Annotated in this window: 16 protein-coding genes; 7 read left to right on the top strand and 9 right to left on the bottom strand. The window is 66.5% G+C overall.

Translation table 11 applies throughout. The features are described from left to right. Positions 1-18: 18 nt before the first annotated feature. Positions 19-483: an Rv3235 family protein gene (locus EYS21_RS02370; RefSeq protein WP_242633240.1), complete on the top strand. Its 465-nt coding sequence runs from the start codon at positions 19-21 to the stop codon at positions 481-483. Positions 484-560: 77 nt separating this feature from the next. On the opposite strand, the gene secA is transcribed toward EYS21_RS02370, so the two are convergent. From secA to mtrA, 7 genes are all read right to left on the bottom strand, one after another. Continuing rightward, a complete protein-coding gene (gene secA / locus EYS21_RS02365; protein ID WP_131131507.1) occupies positions 561-3,299 on the bottom strand; it encodes a preprotein translocase subunit SecA in 2,739 nt (912 codons plus the stop codon). 46 nt (positions 3,300-3,345) lie between these two features. Continuing rightward, positions 3,346-4,614, bottom strand: coding sequence for a crosslink repair DNA glycosylase YcaQ family protein (locus tag EYS21_RS02360; RefSeq protein WP_131131506.1), 1,269 nt, complete (start codon positions 4,612-4,614; stop codon positions 3,346-3,348). A 32-nt stretch (positions 4,615-4,646) separates the two neighbouring features. After that, entirely contained in the window at positions 4,647-5,372 is a 726-nt protein-coding gene (gene raiA, locus EYS21_RS02355) for a ribosome-associated translation inhibitor RaiA (RefSeq protein WP_131131505.1), read from the bottom strand. Positions 5,373-5,515: 143 nt separating this feature from the next. Beyond that, positions 5,516-6,457, bottom strand: a complete 942-nt coding sequence (locus EYS21_RS02350; RefSeq protein WP_242633239.1) for a phosphoribosyltransferase family protein — start codon at positions 6,455-6,457, stop codon at positions 5,516-5,518. Between the two features lie 75 nt (positions 6,458-6,532). Then, on the bottom strand, positions 6,533-8,251 hold the full coding sequence (locus tag EYS21_RS02345; RefSeq protein ID WP_131131504.1) for an LpqB family beta-propeller domain-containing protein: 1,719 nt from the start codon (positions 8,249-8,251) through the stop codon (positions 6,533-6,535). Then, the gene (mtrB, locus tag EYS21_RS02340; RefSeq protein WP_131131503.1) at positions 8,248-10,200 is read right to left on the bottom strand and encodes an MtrAB system histidine kinase MtrB; all 1,953 of its coding nucleotides are present in this window, start codon (positions 10,198-10,200) and stop codon (positions 8,248-8,250) included. The genes EYS21_RS02345 and mtrB overlap by 4 nt, the downstream gene beginning before the upstream one ends. Then, positions 10,172-10,846, bottom strand: coding sequence for an MtrAB system response regulator MtrA (mtrA, locus tag EYS21_RS02335; RefSeq protein ID WP_066292768.1), 675 nt, complete (start codon positions 10,844-10,846; stop codon positions 10,172-10,174). The genes mtrB and mtrA overlap by 29 nt, the downstream gene beginning before the upstream one ends. Positions 10,847-11,056: 210 nt before the next feature. Here mtrA and EYS21_RS02330 point away from each other — a divergent pair, with 210 nt between their 5' ends. From EYS21_RS02330 to EYS21_RS02305, 6 genes are read left to right on the top strand one after another with little or no spacing between them, the layout of a single operon-like run. After that, positions 11,057-12,301 carry a hypothetical protein gene (locus tag EYS21_RS02330; RefSeq protein ID WP_131131502.1) on the top strand — a complete coding sequence of 415 codons (1,245 nt, stop codon included), beginning with the start codon at positions 11,057-11,059 and terminating at the stop codon, positions 12,299-12,301. Next, a complete protein-coding gene (locus EYS21_RS02325; protein WP_131131501.1) occupies positions 12,291-12,932 on the top strand; it encodes a DUF4129 domain-containing protein in 642 nt (213 codons plus the stop codon). Before EYS21_RS02330 ends, EYS21_RS02325 begins: the two co-directional genes overlap by 11 nt. Beyond that, complete coding sequence (locus EYS21_RS02320; RefSeq protein WP_131131500.1) at positions 12,929-14,149, top strand: DUF4350 domain-containing protein; 1,221 nt, start codon at positions 12,929-12,931, stop codon at positions 14,147-14,149. Before EYS21_RS02325 ends, EYS21_RS02320 begins: the two co-directional genes overlap by 4 nt. After that, the gene (locus EYS21_RS02315) at positions 14,146-15,141 is read left to right on the top strand and encodes a MoxR family ATPase (protein ID WP_131131499.1); all 996 of its coding nucleotides are present in this window, start codon (positions 14,146-14,148) and stop codon (positions 15,139-15,141) included. The genes EYS21_RS02320 and EYS21_RS02315 overlap by 4 nt, the downstream gene beginning before the upstream one ends. A 5-nt stretch (positions 15,142-15,146) precedes the next feature. After that, the gene (locus EYS21_RS02310; RefSeq protein ID WP_131131498.1) at positions 15,147-16,439 is read left to right on the top strand and encodes a DUF58 domain-containing protein; all 1,293 of its coding nucleotides are present in this window, start codon (positions 15,147-15,149) and stop codon (positions 16,437-16,439) included. Positions 16,440-16,484: 45 nt separating this feature from the next. Next, the gene (locus tag EYS21_RS02305) at positions 16,485-17,198 is read left to right on the top strand and encodes a DUF4166 domain-containing protein (protein WP_131131497.1); all 714 of its coding nucleotides are present in this window, start codon (positions 16,485-16,487) and stop codon (positions 17,196-17,198) included. 34 nt (positions 17,199-17,232) lie between these two features. Here the strand turns inward: EYS21_RS02305 and EYS21_RS02300 are convergent, their stop codons facing one another. Continuing rightward, entirely contained in the window at positions 17,233-18,222 is a 990-nt protein-coding gene (locus EYS21_RS02300; protein WP_131131888.1) for a hypothetical protein, read from the bottom strand. An 86-nt stretch (positions 18,223-18,308) separates the two neighbouring features. Next, the gene (locus EYS21_RS02295; protein WP_242633238.1) at positions 18,309-18,767 is read right to left on the bottom strand and encodes a chorismate mutase; all 459 of its coding nucleotides are present in this window, start codon (positions 18,765-18,767) and stop codon (positions 18,309-18,311) included. Between the last annotated feature and the right edge of the window lie 153 nt (positions 18,768-18,920).

The following is an 18,920-nucleotide window of genomic DNA, read 5'->3' as shown; positions in this document are numbered from 1 at the left end:
ACTACCAAGGGGGAAACCATGAGTGCCTTTACACCTATCCGCCCCGCAGCGCCCATTCCGAACCGGCCTGCAGCCGGACGGCAGGCTCTGGATGGGGTGGGGCCTACTGCCCGTCCACTCCGGGCCGTCGACGAGAAGACCGAGGTCATCGCCATCACCCGAGCCACAGTCCAGGCCGCGATGGAAGTCCTGGCAGGCATCCGGCCGGTCCATCAGCTTGCCCGGCGGCTGGATCCCCGCTGCCTGGCAACGCTGCAGCACCGCGCGTCGTTGATCCGGCGTGAACTTGCCCGCTCGTCGTCACCGTCGCTGGCACGTCTGCACAAGAACTCCGTAGTGCGGTCGGTCCGGCTGTGCGAGGTCGCTCCCGGTGTCTATGAGGCCAGTGCCGTCGTGGTTGATGACGTGCGCGCAAGGGCCGTGGCAGTCCGGTTGGAACGAAGCAAGGAGGTGTGGCGCGTTACGGAGCTCGTGGTCGGCTGATCCCCCGTCCAGCCGGTCACAGAAAGGGCCCGGAACCTAGGTTCCGGGCCCTTTCCTTGTGGTTCATGTACCTGGTATCAGCGGCGTTTCTTCTTGGCAGGCTTCTTGGGGCCGTCCTGCGCTGCCGCCTTGGCGGGGTTGCCCGAACGCGCGGAAGACCGGCTTTCCACACGCGTCTGGCTGGCGCCGTCTTCGCCCGGTGCCGTGTACTGAAGCTGCGCAGGCTTCTCGGGCGCCTCCAGGCCGGCCGCGTGGATCTGTGGTTCAACGTGCTCGGTGTGTCCGCCGGCGGCATCGGCCACCACAACATCCTGGGCCGGGGTCACCTCGACCTCAAGGTTGAACAGGAAGCCTACGCTTTCCTCCCGGATGGCTTCCATCATGCTCTGGAACATGGTGAAACCCTCGCGCTGGTATTCCACGAGCGGGTCACGCTGGGCCATGGCGCGCAGGCCGATGCCTTCCTTCAGGTAGTCCATCTCATAAAGGTGTTCCTGCCATTTGCGCCCGATAACTGACAGCACAACACGTCGTTCCAGTTCCCTCATACTGTCAGAGCCGATGGCCTCTTCACGTGCCTGGTAGACCAGCCTGGCGTCGGAAAGTAGCTCTTCCTTCAGGAATTCGACGGTGAGCCGGGATTTGCCGCCCGCCTCATCAATGATTTCATCGGCGGTAACGCTGACCGGGTACAGGGTTTTCAGGTTGGTCCACAGCTGGTTGTAGTCCCAGTCGTCGCCGTTACCTTCCGCGGTTGCGGCGTCGATGAGCGCCGTGATGGTGTCCTCGACAAAGAACTGCACTTTTTCGTGCAGGTCGTCACCCTCGAGGATTCGCCGCCGGTCGCCGTAAATGGCTTCGCGCTGGCGGTTCAGGACGTCGTCGTACTTGAGGACGTTCTTGCGCTGTTCAGCGTTGCGGCCCTCAACCTGCCCCTGGGCGGAAGCAATGGCGCGGGACACGAGCTTGGATTCCAGTGCAACGTCGTCCGGCACCGAACTGTTCATCAGGCGTTCGGCCGCCCCTGAGTTGAAGAGCCGCATCAGGTCATCGGTCAGGGAGAGGTAGAACCGCGATTCACCCGGATCGCCCTGGCGGCCGGAACGGCCCCTGAGCTGGTTGTCAATGCGGCGGGACTCGTGCCGTTCGGTTCCAAGGACATAAAGCCCGCCAAGGCTCAGTACTTCCTCGTGTTCGTCCTTGACCGACTGCTTGGCTGCCTCGAAGGCAGCGGGCCACGCGGCCTCGTACTCCTCGGAATTCTCCTCAGGATCCAGTCCCTGCCTGGCGAGCTCAGCGACGGCGGTGAATTCCGCGTTGCCGCCGAGCATAATGTCAGTTCCGCGGCCGGCCATGTTCGTCGCCACAGTGACGGCACCCTTCCGGCCGGCCTGGGCGACGATGGCTGCCTCACGGGCATGGTTCTTGGCGTTCAGGACTTCGTGCCTGATGCCCTCCTTGGCCAGCAGCCGGGAGAGGTATTCACTCTTCTCGACGCTGGTGGTGCCCACCAGGACCGGCTGGCCCTTTTCGTGGCGTTCGGCAATGTCTGTCACCACGGCGTCGAACTTGACGGCTTCGTTCTTGTACACGAGGTCGGACTGGTCGATGCGCTGCATGTCCCGGTTGGTGGGAATGGCGACAACGCCGAGTTTGTAGGTGCCCATGAACTCGGCGGCCTCCGTCTCGGCCGTGCCTGTCATGCCCGCGAGCTTGCCATACATACGGAAGTAGTTCTGGAGCGTCACCGTGGCCAGGGTCTGGTTTTCAGCCTTGATCTCGACGCCTTCCTTGGCCTCGATCGCCTGGTGCATGCCTTCGTTGTAGCGCCGGCCGGCAAGGATACGGCCGGTATGTTCGTCAACGATGAGGACTTCGCCGTCCAGGATGACGTAGTCCTTGTCGCGCTTGAACAGTTCCTTGGCCTTGATGGCATTGTTCAGGAAGCCGATGAGCGGCGTGTTGGCGGACTCGTAAAGGTTCTGGATGCCGAGGTAGTCCTCGACCTTCTCGATACCGCTTTCCAGGACACCGACGGTGCGCTTCTTCTCGTCGACCTCGTAGTCGTGCTCGGGCTGGAGGCGAAGAACAACCTTGGCGAATTCGCTGTACCAGCGGTTCGTATCGCCCTGCGCCGGCCCTGAAATGATCAGCGGGGTGCGTGCCTCGTCAATCAGGATGGAGTCAACCTCATCCACGATCGCGAAGTGGTGGCCACGCTGGACAAGCTCTGAACTGTCCCACGCCATGTTGTCGCGGAGGTAATCAAAGCCGAATTCGTTGTTGGTGCCGTACGTGATGTCGGCGGCGTACTGCTCCCGGCGGACCGACGGGTCCTGGTTGGACAGGATGCAGCCGCTGGTCAGGCCAAGGAAGCGGTAGACGCGGCCCATCAGGTCCGACTGGTATTCGGCCAGGTAGTCGTTCACGGTAATGACGTGGACGCCGTTTCCGGCGAGGGCGTTGAGGTAAGCCGGAGCAGTGGCCACCAGGGTCTTTCCTTCACCGGTCTTCATTTCGGCGATGTTGCCCAGGTGAAGGGCGGCGCCGCCCATCATCTGGACATCGAAGTGGCGCATGCCCAGGGTGCGTGATGAGGCCTCCCGCACGGCGGCGAAAGCTTCGGGCAGCAGGTCGTCCAGCTTCTCGCCGTCCTGGTGGCGTGCCCGGAGACGGTCGGTTTCTTCCCGGAGTTCGGCATCCGTGAACGTCTTGAACGAGTCTTCGAGGGCATTGATGGAGTCGGCATAGTTCCGCAGTTGCCGCAGGGTTTTTTTGTCACCCGTACGGAGAAGTTTTTCAATAAGTGATGCCACGTGAAGATGCTCCCAGTCTCTGCCGCCGAATTCTGGCGTTTTTAGTCTACGGGAGAGACACAGGCCACGATGCCGGTGTTCCCTGAGAGCGGATAGCACTTCCGCCCGCTCCGACCGCCGCTGCGAGGTCCCCGGCCAGTTCTCCCACCGGGCTCACCACAACGTCCCCCAGGCCCAGCCATTCAGCCATCAGTTCAAGCTCTGCTGCAAGTTCGACGGCGGTCCGCGGCGGAGCGCCCGGCTCGCCATAGGCGGACCGGACCAGCAGCTTTCCGGCGGCGCGGTCCGCTTTGAGGTCCACCCGCGCCACGATGGCCTCGCCCAGGAGGAACGGCAGGACGTAGTAGCCGAAGCGCCGCCTGTGCTCAGGCGTGTAAATCTCAATCCGGTAGTGGAACCCAAATAGTTCCTCAAGCCTGCGCCGCTCGAAGACCAATGAATCGAAGGGACTCAGCAGGGCCCGCCCCACCGCCCTGCGGGGCATCCTGGCGTCAGCGTGGCGGAAGACCACGCGGTCCCAGCCGGCCACGGTCACGGGCTCCAGCCTGCCGGTGGCCACGAGGTGGTCCACTGCGGCTGCTGCGGGCTTGATGGGCACACGGAAATAGTCGGCGAAACACCGCACGGTGCCGATACCGTGGGCCTGCGCCGCAGCATCGATCAGCCGGTGCATGGATTCGGCGGGGTCCCGCGGATGCCCTGCCGGGTCCAGCCGGTCCGGCAGGACCCGAGGGGTCAGCGTATACCTGCGCTCGAACTGCTCGGTGCGCGACGCTGCGGAAATGAGTCCAGCTTCGAACAGGTGCTCCAGTACTCTTTTGACCGCGTTCCAGTTCCATCCCCAGTTGTCGTCCCGGCGGTCTTCCACGTGCCCTATTTCCACCGTCAGTTCGGCGGCGGTCATGGCCCGTCCGCGGGCAAGGACGTCGAGGATCTTTCCGGCCACTGATTCGCGCAGCTCCGGATCCATGGCGGCGGCCCCGACCCATTTACGCTTTTGCCACTGCACCAGGTCATGGAAATGCTCCGGCCGGATGTAGCTGGCTTCATGGGCCCAGTACTCCATCATGCGCCGCGGGTGGGTGCCGGACATGCGCTTCAGAATGTTGCGGTCGTAGTTGCCCAGGCGCGAGAAGAACGGAAGGTAATGGCTCCGCGAGACCACATTGACGGAATCGATCTGGACCAGCTGCAGCCGGGCAAAGGTACGGCCCACCGTCCGTGAAGTCACGGGGCCGGAGGGCCGTCCTTTGTCCAGGCCTTGGGCTGCCAGTGCGATCCGCCGCGCCTGTTGAAGGCTCAGCGTCGCCGCCACATCAGTCCTTTCGATGGATGGTTTTCACCACCCTAGACCCTGGCAGCCTCATCGTCGGAGCGGTAGGCGAGGATCTTTTCTTCAACAACTGTTTCCCCGGGTTCGCACTCATGGTCCAGGGTGATGACGCCATAGGTCCAGCCACGGCGGCGGTACACGACAGACGGCGTGTTGGTTGCCTTGTCCACGAACAGGTAGAAATCGTGGCCCACCAACTCCATGTTGTCCACGGCGTCGTCAAGGGAGAGAGATGCTGCAGGGAAGACCTTGCGCCTGATCAGCACGGGTGAGTCCCCGGCCGGAATGTCGTTGTCAACGTCGTACGGTGATTTTTCCGGTGCCACGGCCACGGGTTCGCTACGGTGGCTTGCCTCGACGTAAATGGGCTCATGGGCACTTGCGGGCTCCAGTGACGCGGTGGCTTCGCGGACCGCCTTGGGCGTGTGGCGGCCGTGATGGACCTTCTTGCGGTCTTTCGCACGGCGAAGCCGTTCAAGCAGCTTGTTATAGGCAAGATCGAATGCAGCGAATTTGTCTGCGGCGCTGGCTTCAGCGCGGATCACGGGCCCTCGTCCCAGGACAGTCACTTCAACGGTGAGCTGGTCGCCGGCCTGGCGGGCGTTGGTTTCCTTCGAGACCTTCGCGTCCACCCGCTGGACCTTGTCGCCAAGTGATTCGATCTTCGAGATCTTCTCACCGGCATATTCGCGGAACCGGTCAGAGACCGTCAGATTTCGTCCGCTGATCATAAACTCCATGGTGCCCTCCAAATGACTTCGGTGACACGACGGCGGCACTTCCTAGGGCCGATCTGCTTGACAGTCGAGCCCCTTTCCGAGCCGCTATCGACAGGTACATCTGTTCTTGGTACCCACAACCGACGTTAGTTCATCGCCACACGTTATTCATCCTTTCTTGGTTTATTTTTTTCTAAGTCAGGCCCCTTTCCGCCAGCTTCCGCGGATACGGTTCCGCCGCCAGCTGAATCGGGCGGGCGTGTCACGGCGAGCACCACCGCACCGGCCACTACGGCCCCGCTTTCGTGCAGTGCACGGGCCGCTTCGGCGAGCGTCGCACCGGTGGTCAGGACGTCGTCGACGATGACGCACCGGCGGCCGGCCACGCCGTCGAGCTTCCGCAGCGGAACCCGCATCGACCCCCGGACCCGGCTGGCACGGGCACCGCGTCCGAGGCCCTTCTGACCGCCGGGGAGGCCGCCCGCTCCTTGCCGCCGATGCGACTTCCGCAGCACATCAAGCACCGGCGCGCCCGCCAGCAGGCTCCCCGCGGCGGAAGAGCCGAGCAGGAGGTGCACCGGGCTGAAGCCCCGCCGCACGAATGCGCCGGTGCTGCTGGGGACGGGTACCAGGCAGATGCCGGGGTTGTTGGGCACCGCAGCGTGGACCGCACGGGCCAGTGCCCGTGCCAGGACCCGCCTCAGCTGGTACTGGCCGTGGCTCTTGAACGACAGGACAGCCTGCGCAAGCTCGTCCCGGTAGACCCCTGCCGCGACAACGGGAAGTATCACGCCGCCGCCGACATCCATGAGGGCCGGCGCCTGCGCTTCAGCCCTGAACGGATGCTGCGTCAGTTGCCTGACCCGCCGTTCGCAGGATACGCAGAGGGCCAGGTCCTCCACGCCGCAGCAGACGCAGTCAACGGGCACCGCCAGCGCCAGCAGCTCAGCGGCGGCCGCTGCCACGTGGTCGGCCGCACGCAGGAGCCGCCGGTGATGCACTCCCCTGTGCTTTGCAGGCTGCAGCGGCGCCGGCCGGAGGTCGGGGTCGCCGGCCAATAGGTCAACGGGGCCGCCATGGTCCTGGGGAGGCGCTGCAGCAGTCACCCGCTCATCCTCCCGCCCCGCGTACGGCCGGCGAAGGCCCGGGGTCGGCTATGTGGAAAAGTCCGGCACCCGGGGCTAGCCCGGAAACGAGGGGTCGACCGGTCCCTTGAGCTGCGGCGACCAGCCGTTGCCCAGCCGCTGGAAAATGCCGTCGGAGGATTGGCCGTAGATCTCCTCGGCCCCGTTGCCTGCACTGAGCGCAACGAGACCGGGCCACGGTGCCAGCTGCTGCGGCTGCCCGGAGGTCAGGGACAGCAGCTCGGGTGTCACATTCGCTGCTGCCGAGCCCTTCATGACCGCTACAACGGTGTCGCTGACCCAGACACCCTGGTCCGGGTCGGTCCCGGTTGCGAGCGTGACCGGCGTCGTCAGTTCCTTGGGTGTGCCGTCGGCGCCGCGGATGATGCCGGCGACCTGGACCCGGGTCTTTCCGTTCTGCTCGGAGATCACCAGCACGCGTACACCCTCACGGGAGACCCTCAGGTCCTTCACCGTCCTGCCGGCAAGCCACGACGGCGCCAGGGTCACCGTGGGAACCGCCGCGCCTTCCGCCACGCCCACGGGCCGGTAGGCCACAATTTCCGTGCCACCGGCAGCTCCCGGACCGGCAGTCCAGACCCAGTCCTGGAGGCTGAAGGTCGGATGCGTGAGTGTGCTGCGCGTGGTGAGCGCCCGTGCGGGCTGCCCGGGAACCATGCTGTAGAGCGTGGTCCGGCTTTCATTAAGGAACGCCACGGTCTGTGACACCGGAGATTCAGCCGGGTAGCGCGGTCCAAGGGCGGACACTGGCTGCATGTCCGGCAGCGGGGAAATACGGTTGTTCTCGTAGCGCACCAGCTCGTTGCCGCTGATCGCGATCTGCCGTGCGGGGACGCCTTTGTCCTGGACAGGCGGCAGCACCGAACCGTTGTCCTCGACCCGGACCAGGTCCTGGTTGGCACGCAGCTCAACGTTCACCACGTCCGGCTGGCTGCGGAACGTCAGCGCCAGCTGGGTCTGCATCCGGAGCCTGTCCTCCGTGGAGGCTTCCGACAGCTCCTTCGCAGTGAGGTCCACCTGCGCAGCGCCGGACACCACGGGGACGGATTCCCTGGCGAGTTTGATGCCCGACGGGAAGGCACTGGCCACGGCGCCCCGGAGGTAGGGGGCCGGCCCGGCGAGAAGGGCGCTGGTCATTGCCTTGACGGTTTTGTTCTTGATGAACCAGCGGACGTCGGGAACGGCGTAGGTGAAACTCGGATCGTAGAAGTAGATCGGATACGCGCCGTAGATGACCTTGAAGGTTTCTTCCGGGATGGCTGTCCCGTCCGGAATGGCCGAGATCCGCCATTCACCGTCCACGTGGGTTAACGTGGCCGGGATATTCTCGGTGGTGCCTTCGGGCGCCTGCGTGGCGATCCCGTCGGCGTCGACCGTATAGGCAACATCCAGCTCGTAGTTGTAGACGTTTTCGACGGCGGTGCCCACCACGCGTGCCTCGCGGTAGACCAGGGCGCGCTGGTCAGGCTTCCAGGCCACAGAGGACGCCTGCGTCAGGTATTCGCGGGCTACAGCGTAGTCGTCCTCATAGCCGCTGCCGGCACGGTAGAAGTCCTCAATGATCGTCTCGGGGGCTGCGCCGGGCTGGGGCGCGGCCGGCAGGAAAACGGGTGCATTGAGGTTCCCGGCACTTTCGTCGGTGCTCTTGCCGACGGGCCCGGCCGTTGGGATCCGTGCACAGCCGGAGACCACCAGTACCAGCAGCACCAGCAGCACGGCTGCCCTTTGGCGCCAGCGTTGCTGCTGTCCTGTCATGAGGGCTCCTTGGGCGGCACGTGCACCGCGGTCTTCGATGATGGGGACACGTCGCTGCGGGTTGTTCCGGCCGTGGCGGGCCGGGCGGCAGGGCCCGGACCAAGGACCATGACGTTCCGGTCTTCCGGTACGCCCGGCAGCACGATGTCCTCCGGTTCAAGCTGGACCGGAGACCTGTCGATCTCGTCGCCCTGGCGGAGGGGGACGGTCAGCCGGAAGTTGGCTCCGCTCCCCTTGTTTCCCCACGCCTGCAGCCAGCCGTTGTGAAGTTTGGTGTCCTCCATGGCAATGGACAACCCCAGGCCGCTGCCGCCCGTGGTCCGCGCACGGGCGGGGTCGGCGCGCCAGAACCTGTCGAATACACGCGCGGCTTCCGCCGGCGTCATGCCGATGCCCTGGTCCCTGACAGCAACGCCGACGGCGGTCTGGTTGGCGGCCACCGTAATGGTCACCGGTTTTCCCTCCCCGTGTTCCACGGCATTGAGGATCAGGTTACGCAGGATCCTGTCGATCCGGCGGGAATCCATCTCCACCACAATCCCGCTGGCCGGTCCCCGCAGGATGATCTCTGACCCGTATTCGGCGGCCACGGGAGCCGCGCCTTCGATGACGTGGGCGATAACCTGCAGGATGTCCTCCGGCTCCGCATCGAGCATGGCAACTCCGGCATCAAAGCGGGAAATCTCCAGGAGGTCGGACAGCAGGGACTGGAACCGCTCCACCTGGTTGTATAGAAGTTCAGCGGAGCGCTTGTTGATGGGATCAAAGTCGTGGCGTGCGTCGAACAGCACTTCGGCGGCCATCCGGACGGTGGTCAGCGGCGTCCGCAGTTCGTGGGAAACGTCCGAGACGAACCGTTGCTGCATCTGGGACAGGGTGGCCAGCTGCGTGATCTGCTCCTGCAGGCTGGCTGCCATATGGTTGAAGGACGCGCCGAGGCGTGCCACCTCGTCCTCACCCTTAACCACCATGCGCTCCTGCAGCTGGCCCGCGGCCAGTTTTTCGGAGACGACGGCGGCATGGCTGACCGGGCTGACAACGTTGCGGGTGACGTACCAGGCAATGGCGCCGATCATCAGGACCAGGACGGCGCCGCCGGCCCAGAGCACACTTTGGATTTCGTCGAGGGTCTGCTGCGCGGTGTTCAGGTCGTAGATCAGGTAGAGCTCGTACACCGTTCCGTTGAAGGTCACCTTGTTGCCGACGGCGATGCCCGGCCGGTCTTCGGTTCCCACCGGAATGACCGTTGAGGCCCAGTACTGGTCCTTGCCGGATTCCTGGACAGCTTTGCGCAGGTCCGGCGGGATGACACTGACGGTCAGTTGGTCGGACGCCCGGGATTCCACCCAGCGGTTGCGGGGTTTCGTCTGCTGCGGCATGGCCTCAAAAACATACCGCCGCTGGATCACCGATCCCCGGCCCTCCACGGCGTTGAGGGTGTCGTAGACCAGGGTGATGACGCTGGACTGGTCCGTGACCTGGGCGCCGTCGAAGGTATCCTGCACCTGCTTGACGTTGTAGCGGGTCTCGGACTCGGCCTGGGTCAGGCGTTCCTGGAACAGGTTGTTGGCAATCTGGTTCGAGAGGTATGCGCCCACCACGGCGAACGACGTCACCGCAAGCAGCAGGGTTGTCAGTACCGTCCGGAACTGCAGCGACCGGCGCCACCGGCGGTGAAGCGATTGCGCGATGTAGCGCAGTGCGGGGAAAAACCTGCGGACTCCGGTGCTGACCAGGCGTGCAACACGCAGGCTGACAATAACTGCCCTGCGCTTCCAGATGCGGGCCCGGAAGGGCAGCTGCTCGAGGCTCGCTGCCAGGGCGTCCGTATGCTCCGGGGCAACGTGATGTTCCTCCGGACGTGCAGCGTGTTCCGCTGCGGTTCCGTCCGGAGCACGCCCGCCGTCTGCTCCTGAGGGGTCAGGAACCTGCTTTGTAGCCGACACCACGAACCGTCAATACTACTTCCGGGGCTTCCGGGTCCCGCTCGATCTTGGACCGGAGGCGCTGCACATGGACGTTCACGAGCCTCGTGTCCGCCGCGTGGCGGTAGCCCCAGACCTGCTCAAGCAGCAGTTCGCGGGTAAATACCTGCCACGGTTTCCGCGCAAGGGCAACGAGGAGGTCGAACTCCAGCGGGGTCAGGGAGATGCGTTCGTTTCCGCGGCTCACAGTGTGGCCGGCCACGTCAATGGTGACATCGGCGATCCGGAGCGTTTCCGGCGCCTTCTGGTCGCCCGGCCTCAGCCGCGCCCGGACCCGCGCCACCAGCTCGGCCGGCTTAAACGGTTTGGGGACGTAATCGTCGGCGCCGGACTCAAGCCCGCGGACGACGTCGGACGTGTCCGACTTGGCGGTGAGCATCACGATGGGAACGTCCGATTCGGAACGGATCTGCCGGCAGACTTCAATGCCATCCACGCCGGGAAGCATCAGGTCGAGCAGCACGAGGTCCGGCTTCGATGAACGGAACACATCCAGCGCCTGGCCGCCGTCTGCGCAGAAGACCGGCTCGAAGCCGTCATTGCGCAGCACAATTCCGATCATTTCGGCCAGCGCTTCGTCATCGTCAACTACCAGAATGCGTGCCTTCATAGTTATATATTCCCTTATTGCCCACCCTTTGTCCTGTTGATCGCCGCCACGGCATGGCGCAACGCTATGACGCCCGACGCCTGAACTATAGGCTGGGAGCGTGCCGGCCTTGCCCGGCGCCCTCGCCGCTGAACTGCGGCAACGGCGCCCGACTGCAAGCGTCCGGTTCCATCCGGGGGAAGGAACAGGTTGTCACAACAGGATCCGAACATGCAGCGGCCGCTACAGCCCGGCGGGCCGCCATGGCAGCCCCAGCCTGGTTCCGGCCAGCCCCAGTGGGGCGGCCAGCCTGTGTGGGGTCCGCCTGCCGGCCCGGCGCATCAGCCGCAGTGGGGACAGCCGCCCTACAACCCCTACGGCGGTCCGCCGCCCTACCGGCAGCCGCAGTACGTTGCCCCGCCCAAGCCCGGCATCATTCCGTTGCGGCCGCTGATGTTCGGCGAAATCATCGACGGCTCCTTCCAGACCATCAGGCGCAACGCCCGGGCAATGTTGGGAGCGGCGCTGCTGGCGCAGTCCCTGGCAGTGGTCCTCACAGCCGTCCTCACCGCAGGTTCCGTCGCCTCGGCGGCTTCCCTGGAAACCTGGATCAAAAGCCTCAACGAGCAGGACATGGTCTCCATGGGCTTCACCGTCCTTGCAGCAGTCCTTCTGGTGGCGGTCCTGACCGTGTTCCTCGCGGCAGTCCTGCAGGGCGCCATGGTGGTGCCGGTGGCCCGTTCGGTCCTGAACCGCACCACAGGCTTCCGGCAGATGTGGGCGCTGGCCCGGTCCCGTGCAGGTGCCCTGATCAGGCTGGCCTGCCTGATGGTCCTGGGCTGGCTCGTGGGCGCGGCCCTGTTTGTGGGCCTGATGGTCCTCGTGATCGCTGCGCTGGGCGGAGTCGGCGCCCTGATCCTGATCCCGCTCGGCTTTGGCGGCATCGCCCTGTCGGTCTGGATCTACATCAAGATCCTCGTGGCGCCCGCCGCGGTGGTGATCGAGGAGCTGGGCGCCGTGGACGGACTCCGCAGGTCGTGGCAGCTGACCCGGGGCAACTGGTGGCGGATCCTGGGAATCACCCTGGTGGTTTCAATCATGGTCGCCTTCATCGCGCAGGTGGTGACCATCCCCGTGAGCCTGCTTCCGGCGTACTATACGTCCGTGGTTTCACCCCACGGCGGCCCCGACGAGGCAATCGCGGCAGGAGTGGCCATCGCCCTCGCAACCGCGGTCATCAGCGCCCTTGTCGGCGCCGTCGGTTATGCCTTCCAGACAGCAGTGATGGCACTGCTCTACCTGGACCTGCGGATGCGGAAGGACGGTCTGGACATCGCGCTCCTGCGCCTGATGGAATCCGGAACCGACCCCGACGGGGTTCCCGGCCGGGGCATCCCGGTATACGGCGCGGCTGCACAGGGCGGCCCGGACCTCAGCGCCGGCCCCGCTTACCGTGCCTGGCCCGATGTCCGCTGAACCTCCTGTCCTGCCCGACGCCGACGAAGCCCGCCGCTGGGCCGCCGAAGAACTGGCCAAGCCCGAGTACCGAAGCGCCGAACCTGGCTGGGTGGATGAACTCTGGCGCGGCTTCCTGGACTGGCTGGCCTCACTGGAGGGCCCGTCCGGTGTGGAAGGAAATGTGGCGGCGCCGCTGACCGGGGTGGTCATCGCCGTGCTGATCGCCGCCGCGATCATCGTGGCGCGCCCCCGCTTGAACGCCCGGATTAAGAATGCGGCAGAGGTGTTCGACGACGACACGTCCGTGAGTGCCTCGGACTACCGGGGAAGCGCCGCAGCCGCGGCGGACCGGCGAGACTGGGGTACCGCCGTCGTGCACTGCTTCCGCGCGCTGGTCCGCGCGGCCGAGGACCGGAGCATCCTGGACGTCCGGCCGGGCAGGACTGCGGATGAAGTGGCACGCGAACTTGCCGGCGTTTTTGTTCCCGAGGCCCGGCGGCTGGACCAGGCCGCCAGGACGTTCGACCGGATCCGCTACGGGCACGGCACGGCCGCTCGCGCCGACTACGACGCCATGACGGCTCTCGATGCTTCGCTGCAGTCCCTTAAACCCGGCAGCGCCCCGGCCTACCCAGCGGTTGCCCCATGACTGCGGACCCCGGTGCCGGCACCGCAGCCGCGTCCGGTGCTGCGCCCGGTGATGCGCCCAACGCGCCACTGCCCGCCAGGCCGTTGGGCTGGCTCCGCCGCCACCGCGGCCCGGCAGTGGCGGCAGCGGTGTTCGCCGTCGCCCTGGCGATCACCATCTTTACCCAACTGGCCCCTCAAGGTGATTCGGTTCCGCTGTCCGTCCGCAATGCAGGGCCCGAGGGCGGCAGGGCGGCGAGCGAGATCCTGGGCCGGCACGGGGTGAAGGTGGCCAGCGCCGATTCGTTTGGTGCCGCACTTGCTGCCCTCCAGGCCAGCCCCGATTCAACGCTGCTGCTGTACGACCGGAACGGCTTCCTCGACGCGTCCCAGCTGGAACGGTTGGCCGTCGAGGCGACACGTGTAGTGCTGGTCACGCCGCGGCTCAACACCCTGAGGGCACTGGATGCAGGCATCAGCCAGGCAGGCGTGGTGCCGCAGACGTCCCCAACCCTGGAGCCCGGCTGTTGGAACAACGATGCCGAAACAGCCGGAACAGTTTCCGGGGAGTCCGGATTCCTGTACGGCGACGAGGGCGGGGGCACTGTATGCTACCGGCCGCCGGGTTCAGAAGCCGGCCTGCTTGCGTCCACCGAAGACGGCACACTGACAGTCCTGGGAAGCACCGCATTGATCAGCAACGCCGGACTCGGCGAGCACGGACATTCAGCCCTTGCGCTCCGGACATTGGGCGGTTCCGGGGACCTGGTCTGGTACCTGCCCGGCCTCGGCGACGTGAATGGTGCCGGGTCCCCGCAAACGCTCAGCGAACTCGCTCCCGGCTGGGTGCCGTTCCTCGGACCGTGGCTGGTGTTCGTCGCCGTCCTGGCCATGGTCTGGCGCGGCCGCCGCTTTGGCCCGCTGGTCTTTGAACCGCTGCCCGTGGTGGTCAAGGCCGCGGAAACGGCCGAGGGCCGGGCGCGGCTCTACCACGATTCGCACGCGGTGGACCGTGCCAGGGAGAACCTCCGGGCAGGCACCCTGGTCAGGCTGGCGAAGGAACTCAGGCTGGGACCTGACGCATCGGCCGACGACGTTGCCCGGGCCGTGGCGCGCCTTGTGAACCGGCCGGAGGACAGCCTCCGGGAACTGATCAATGAACGGCCCCCGAACGAAGCCAGGCTGGTGCGATGGTCCCAGGAGCTGGACGAACTAGAGAATGAGGTAAGGACCCGATGAACGAACAGCTCCGCGGCCCGCAGATCCTGGAACCCATGCAGCACGATCCCGCACGGCAGGCTCTCCTCGATGTCCGGAACGAAGTGGCCAAGGCCGTGGTTGGCCAGGACGCCACCGTCACCGGGATGCTGATAGCCCTGCTCGCCCAGGGACATGTGCTGCTCGAGGGTGTGCCGGGCGTGGCCAAGACGCTGCTGGTGCGTGCCCTCTCCGCGTCGCTGAGCCTGGACACCAAACGGGTGCAGTTCACGCCTGACCTGATGCCCGGCGATGTCACCGGATCGCTGGTGTATGACTCGCACACCTCCGGGTTCAGCTTCCGCGAAGGGCCGGTCTTTACCAATATCCTGCTCGCGGACGAAATCAACCGCACACCCCCCAAAACGCAGGCGTCGCTGCTGGAAGCCATGGAAGAGCGGCAGGTCTCGGTGGACGGAGTGTCACGGCCACTGCCTGAGCCCTTCCTCGTGGCGGCCACACAGAATCCGGTGGAATACGAGGGAACATACCCGCTCCCCGAAGCCCAGCTGGACCGCTTCCTGCTCAAGCTCACCATGCCCCTTCCGAACCGGACGGAGGAGATGGAGGTCATACGCCGGCACGCAACAGGGTTCAGCCCCCGGGACCTGGCCGGCGCCGGTGTCCGGGCAGTCGCCGGCGCGCAGGACCTTGAGCGCGCGCGCCAGGCCGTCGCCAACGTTGCCGTCGAACCCGAAATCATCGGCTACATTGTGGACCTCGTCCGTGCCACCAGGTCTGCGCCTTCATTCCAACTCGGCGTATCCCCCCGCGGCGCCACAGCCCTCCTCAACACCTCGCGGGCCTGGGCCTGGCTCTCCGGCCGGAGCTTCATCACCCCGGACGACGTCAAGGCACTGGCGTTGCCCTGCCTGCGGCACCGGGTGGCACTGCATCCTGAAGCCCAGATGGACGGCGTCCGGGCGGATGACGTCCTGACCAGCATCCTGGCCTCAGTGCCCGTCCCCCGCTGACCGGGATGGCACTGTCCGGGCGTTTTGTGGTCCTGGCCCTGCTGGGGCTGGTGCCGGTGCTGCTGCTGCCCGGGTGGTGGACAGTACTGGGCGTCATTGCCGTGCTGGCCGCGCTTCTAGGCCTTGAACTCGGCCTGGCGGCATCCCTGCGCACCATCGATGTCCAGCGCGCGGATCCCGGCCATGTGGCCCTCAACGGCACAGCCCACTCGGTCCTGACGGTCAGCAACCAGGGCGGGCGCCGGCTTCGCGGGCTGATCCGGGATGCCTGGCAGCCCTCGGCCGGGGCGCAGAACGCTGTCCGGCCGTTGGACATCCCGGCCGGCGAGCGCCGCCGCGCGGACGTGACACTCCGCCCTGTCCGGCGGGGCGACCTGAAGGCCCCGCACGTCACGCTCCGTTCCTATGGGCCGTTGCGGCTTGCGGCCCGCCAGCGTACGGTGCCGTGCCCGGGCACCCTGCGCGTCCTGCCCCCGTTCCACTCCCGCCGGCACCTGCCGTCCAAACTGCGGAAACTGCGGGAACTCGACGGCAAAGCGGCCGTACAGATCCGGGGCGCAGGCACCGAGTTCGATTCGCTCCGGGACTATGTACGCGGTGACGACGTCCGCTCGATTGACTGGCGGGCAACCGCCCGGCGTTCCGCCGTCGTGGTCCGGACCTGGCGGCCGGAACGCGACCGGCGCGTGGTCATTGTGCTGGATACTTCTCGTACCTCGGCGGCGCGGATCGATGACGAGCCACGCCTGGACACCGGGATGGAGGCCGCCCTGCTGCTGGCCGTCCTGGCCGAACGCGGCGGTGACCGGGTTGATTTCCTGGCCTTCGACCGGCGCCCCCGGGCGCGGGCGGGATCGGCGGCGTCGGGGAACCTCCTGGGCCAGCTGGTGCAGGCGATGGCCCCCCTCGAAGCCGAACTGATCGAGATGGACTGGCAGGGCATCCCGGGCCAGGTCAGGGCGGTCTCGGCGCACCGGTCGCTGGTGGTCCTGCTGACGTCCCTCGACGGCGGCGCCCCGGAGGAAGGGCTTATCCCCGTAGCCACCCGGCTGGCCAGCCAGCACGTTGTGGTGGTGGCAGCCGTGCGTGATCCGCTGCTGGGACAAATGCTCGCGGAACGTGACACCGCCGCGGGAGTATTCCGGGCCGCTGCCGCCGAACGGGCCCTGCTGGAGCGCGAAGCCGTCAGCGTCCAGCTCCGCCAGCACGGCGTGGAAGTGGTGGACGCGGAACCGCTGCAGCTGCCGCCGCGGCTGGCGGACATGTACATCCGGCTGAAGGCTGCAGGTAGATTATGAGATCACGGACAGCGCCGGCGCCCGTCCAGCCATCAGGAGGTCAGGATGAATGTTCCCATCTACCGGCAGGCCCTGGGTGCGGATTTCGAACGGCTGCAGCCTGAACTCCAGGACTACTTTTCCCTGCTGCCCGCGTCTGGGCAGTACGGCATCGGAGAAGGTGTGTTCGACGTCGTCGGCTGCAGGCAGCGCTGGCTGCAGCCACTGCTGAAACTGACTTCCCGGGAGGAAGCGTTCTTCCCCGAATACGGCGAGCGCATTCCGTTCCGGATCGAAAACCATGCCCACGAGGATCCCTTCGGGCGCTCCAGCCTGACGGCCCGGCGCGAGATCCGGTTCCCCGGAAGGACCCGGATCTTCCAGGACACCACCAGCGTGGCCGATACAACGGACGGCCCCCGGCTGGTGGACTACGTGGGCAGGTTCCGCAGGCTGGTGACCGACCTGAACCTCAGCGTCACGCCGGAGGGCAGGCTCAGGGGTGTCTCCGAAGCCTCCCGGCTGTTCCTCGGCGGGCTCCGGATCCCGCTTCCCCAGGCACTCGACGCCAAGGCGTACGCCGAACAGTGGTGGGACCCGGCCGGCGGGGAACACGGCAAACACCGGATCCAGGTGAAAGTCATCCAGCCGCAGATCGGCCTGGTCCTGGTGTACGCGGGCAGCTTCGACTACCGGCTGCGCCCCTACTCAGGCGGCAGCTCCGCCCGGAGCTTCCTGCCGCGCTACGCTCACCCTGAGCGCTGGGAAGCCCGGACCTGACAGGCTGGCCGCCCGGCAGGCGCCGGCCTGGCTCCTAGCCCAGCGCCAGCTGGTTCAGCCCGTCGGCCACCTGGGTGAGGCGGGTGAGCACGGCGGTGGCAGACGCCGGTGATTGTCCGGCGAGGCCGGTGGATGGTGTGACCCGCAAGGTGCGCAAGGACGACGCCGGCAGGCCCAGCTGGTGCCACGGCCTTGAGACGGATTCGACGACGTCGGCAACTCTGGGCAGGGTGCCCGGCCTGGTGTCCAGGGCGCCGGCCCAAAGTCGTTTGCCGCCCTCAACGGCGCCGGCGAGCTGTTCCCACTGGCGCGTCGTCAGGGCTTTGAGCGGCACGGCAATGCCGTCCGCACCGGCGGCGAGGATCCGGTCGAACGGGGCCTCAATCTCCGGTACGGCAACAATGATTTCCGCGGCACCGGCTTCCCGAAGGGCAGAAACCACCAGGCCCCACGACTCCGTGGCCTCCTGCCCGGCCACTGCACGCAGGGTGCGGTACCCGCTGGACGTCGGAATGGTGCCGGCCAGCACGGCAGCGATGTCGGGCTCGTCGAGCTGGACCACCAGCCGGGCCCCGGGCACGGCCGCGGAAACCCGTGACAGGTAGCTTCCCACCCCGGCGGCAAGGGAGGCTGCCACATCGCGGCGGGCACCGTAGTCAAGGAGTGCGCGTTCGCCGTTATGCAGGTGGATGCCTGCTGCGAGCGTCATCGGCCCCACCAGCTGTACCTTCAGTTCACCGGCCGGGGTGTCTTCAGCCCCGGCAACGTCCGCAAGGATATTGATGTCGGTGGACAGCGCTGACGCGGCCCGCCGGAAGTCCTTGCCGGGCCGGTCCACCAGCCGCCAGCCGAAGGGCTGGACATCCACGGCCATCTCCACCAGGAGCGAGGCCGTCCGCCCCAGCGCATCGGAGCCCACCCCGCGGTCCGGGAGTTCGGCGAGGAACGGCAGGTGCGGGCTGCCGAGTTCCCCGCGGATGATGCGCGCGGCCTCGGCAGGGTCCTCCCCCGGCCAGGCACCCATCCCGGTAGCCGTGACCTCCAGCGGTCCGGCGTCCGCGGGTGTCGGATCCGGTTCGTTCGGACTTGGTTCCTGCCGGCTGGTTACCCTCACGCTACGACGGAAGCCTGGGGCCCGGACGGAATGCCGGCCTGACGGGAGGCCTGAGGTGCCGGGTCGGCTCCCTGGTTAACGGCGGCCGCCTGGTGGTCCTCGGCGATGGCTTCGTGGTGGCGGATGACTTCGCCGATGATGAAGTTCAGGAACTTCTCTGCGAAGGCCGGATCGAGGTGGGCGTCCTCGGCCAGGCGCCGCAGCCGGGAAATCTGGGCCGTTTCCCGGCCGGGATCGCCTGCGGGCAGGCGGTGGGCGGCCTTCAGGAAGCCAACTTTCTGGGTGGCCTTGAACCGCTCCGCGAGCAGGTAGACCAGGGTGGCATCGATGTTGTCGATGCTGGAGCGGATGGACAGCAGTTCCGCCATCACCGAGTTGTCCACCTGTCCGGCCAGCGAGCTGGCGGCGGCGTCGTAGGTTTCGGAATCAGGAACGTCGTGGTTGTGCTGCGTCATGGTCCAAGTCTATGGGCAGGCGCGGAAAACCCTTGCGGTGTTAAGCACCCGCGGCAACCATCCCGCCGTCGGCCTTCCGTGCGGCGGACGGTGCCCCGCGGACGGACACCCCAGCATTCCCCCAGGCCGGGTGTCCGTCCGCGTCGGCGGACT

Source organism: Arthrobacter sp. S39, from assembly GCF_004320525.1.
Classification (GTDB): Bacteria; Actinomycetota; Actinomycetes; order Actinomycetales; family Micrococcaceae; genus Arthrobacter.
Note: the sequence above shows the minus strand (reverse complement) of the source record. Positions and strands in the feature narration are given on the sequence as shown.

Coding starts and splice junctions, on each gene's coding strand:
- EYS21_RS02370 (WP_242633240.1), top strand. CDS start 19: ATGAGTGCCTTTACACCTATCCGCCCCGCAGCGCCCATTCCGAACCGG.
- raiA (WP_131131505.1), bottom strand. CDS start 5,372: ATGGAGTTTATGATCAGCGGACGAAATCTGACGGTCTCTGACCGGTTC.
- EYS21_RS02345 (WP_131131504.1), bottom strand. CDS start 8,251: ATGACAGGACAGCAGCAACGCTGGCGCCAAAGGGCAGCCGTGCTGCTG.
- mtrA (WP_066292768.1), bottom strand. CDS start 10,846: ATGAAGGCACGCATTCTGGTAGTTGACGATGACGAAGCGCTGGCCGAA.
- EYS21_RS02330 (WP_131131502.1), top strand. CDS start 11,057: ATGCAGCGGCCGCTACAGCCCGGCGGGCCGCCATGGCAGCCCCAGCCT.
- EYS21_RS02325 (WP_131131501.1), top strand. CDS start 12,291: ATGTCCGCTGAACCTCCTGTCCTGCCCGACGCCGACGAAGCCCGCCGC.
- EYS21_RS02320 (WP_131131500.1), top strand. CDS start 12,929: ATGACTGCGGACCCCGGTGCCGGCACCGCAGCCGCGTCCGGTGCTGCG.
- EYS21_RS02315 (WP_131131499.1), top strand. CDS start 14,146: ATGAACGAACAGCTCCGCGGCCCGCAGATCCTGGAACCCATGCAGCAC.
- EYS21_RS02310 (WP_131131498.1), top strand. CDS start 15,147: ATGGCACTGTCCGGGCGTTTTGTGGTCCTGGCCCTGCTGGGGCTGGTG.
- EYS21_RS02305 (WP_131131497.1), top strand. CDS start 16,485: ATGAATGTTCCCATCTACCGGCAGGCCCTGGGTGCGGATTTCGAACGG.
- EYS21_RS02300 (WP_131131888.1), bottom strand. CDS start 18,222: ATGGGTGCCTGGCCGGGGGAGGACCCTGCCGAGGCCGCGCGCATCATC.
- EYS21_RS02295 (WP_242633238.1), bottom strand. CDS start 18,767: ATGACGCAGCACAACCACGACGTTCCTGATTCCGAAACCTACGACGCC.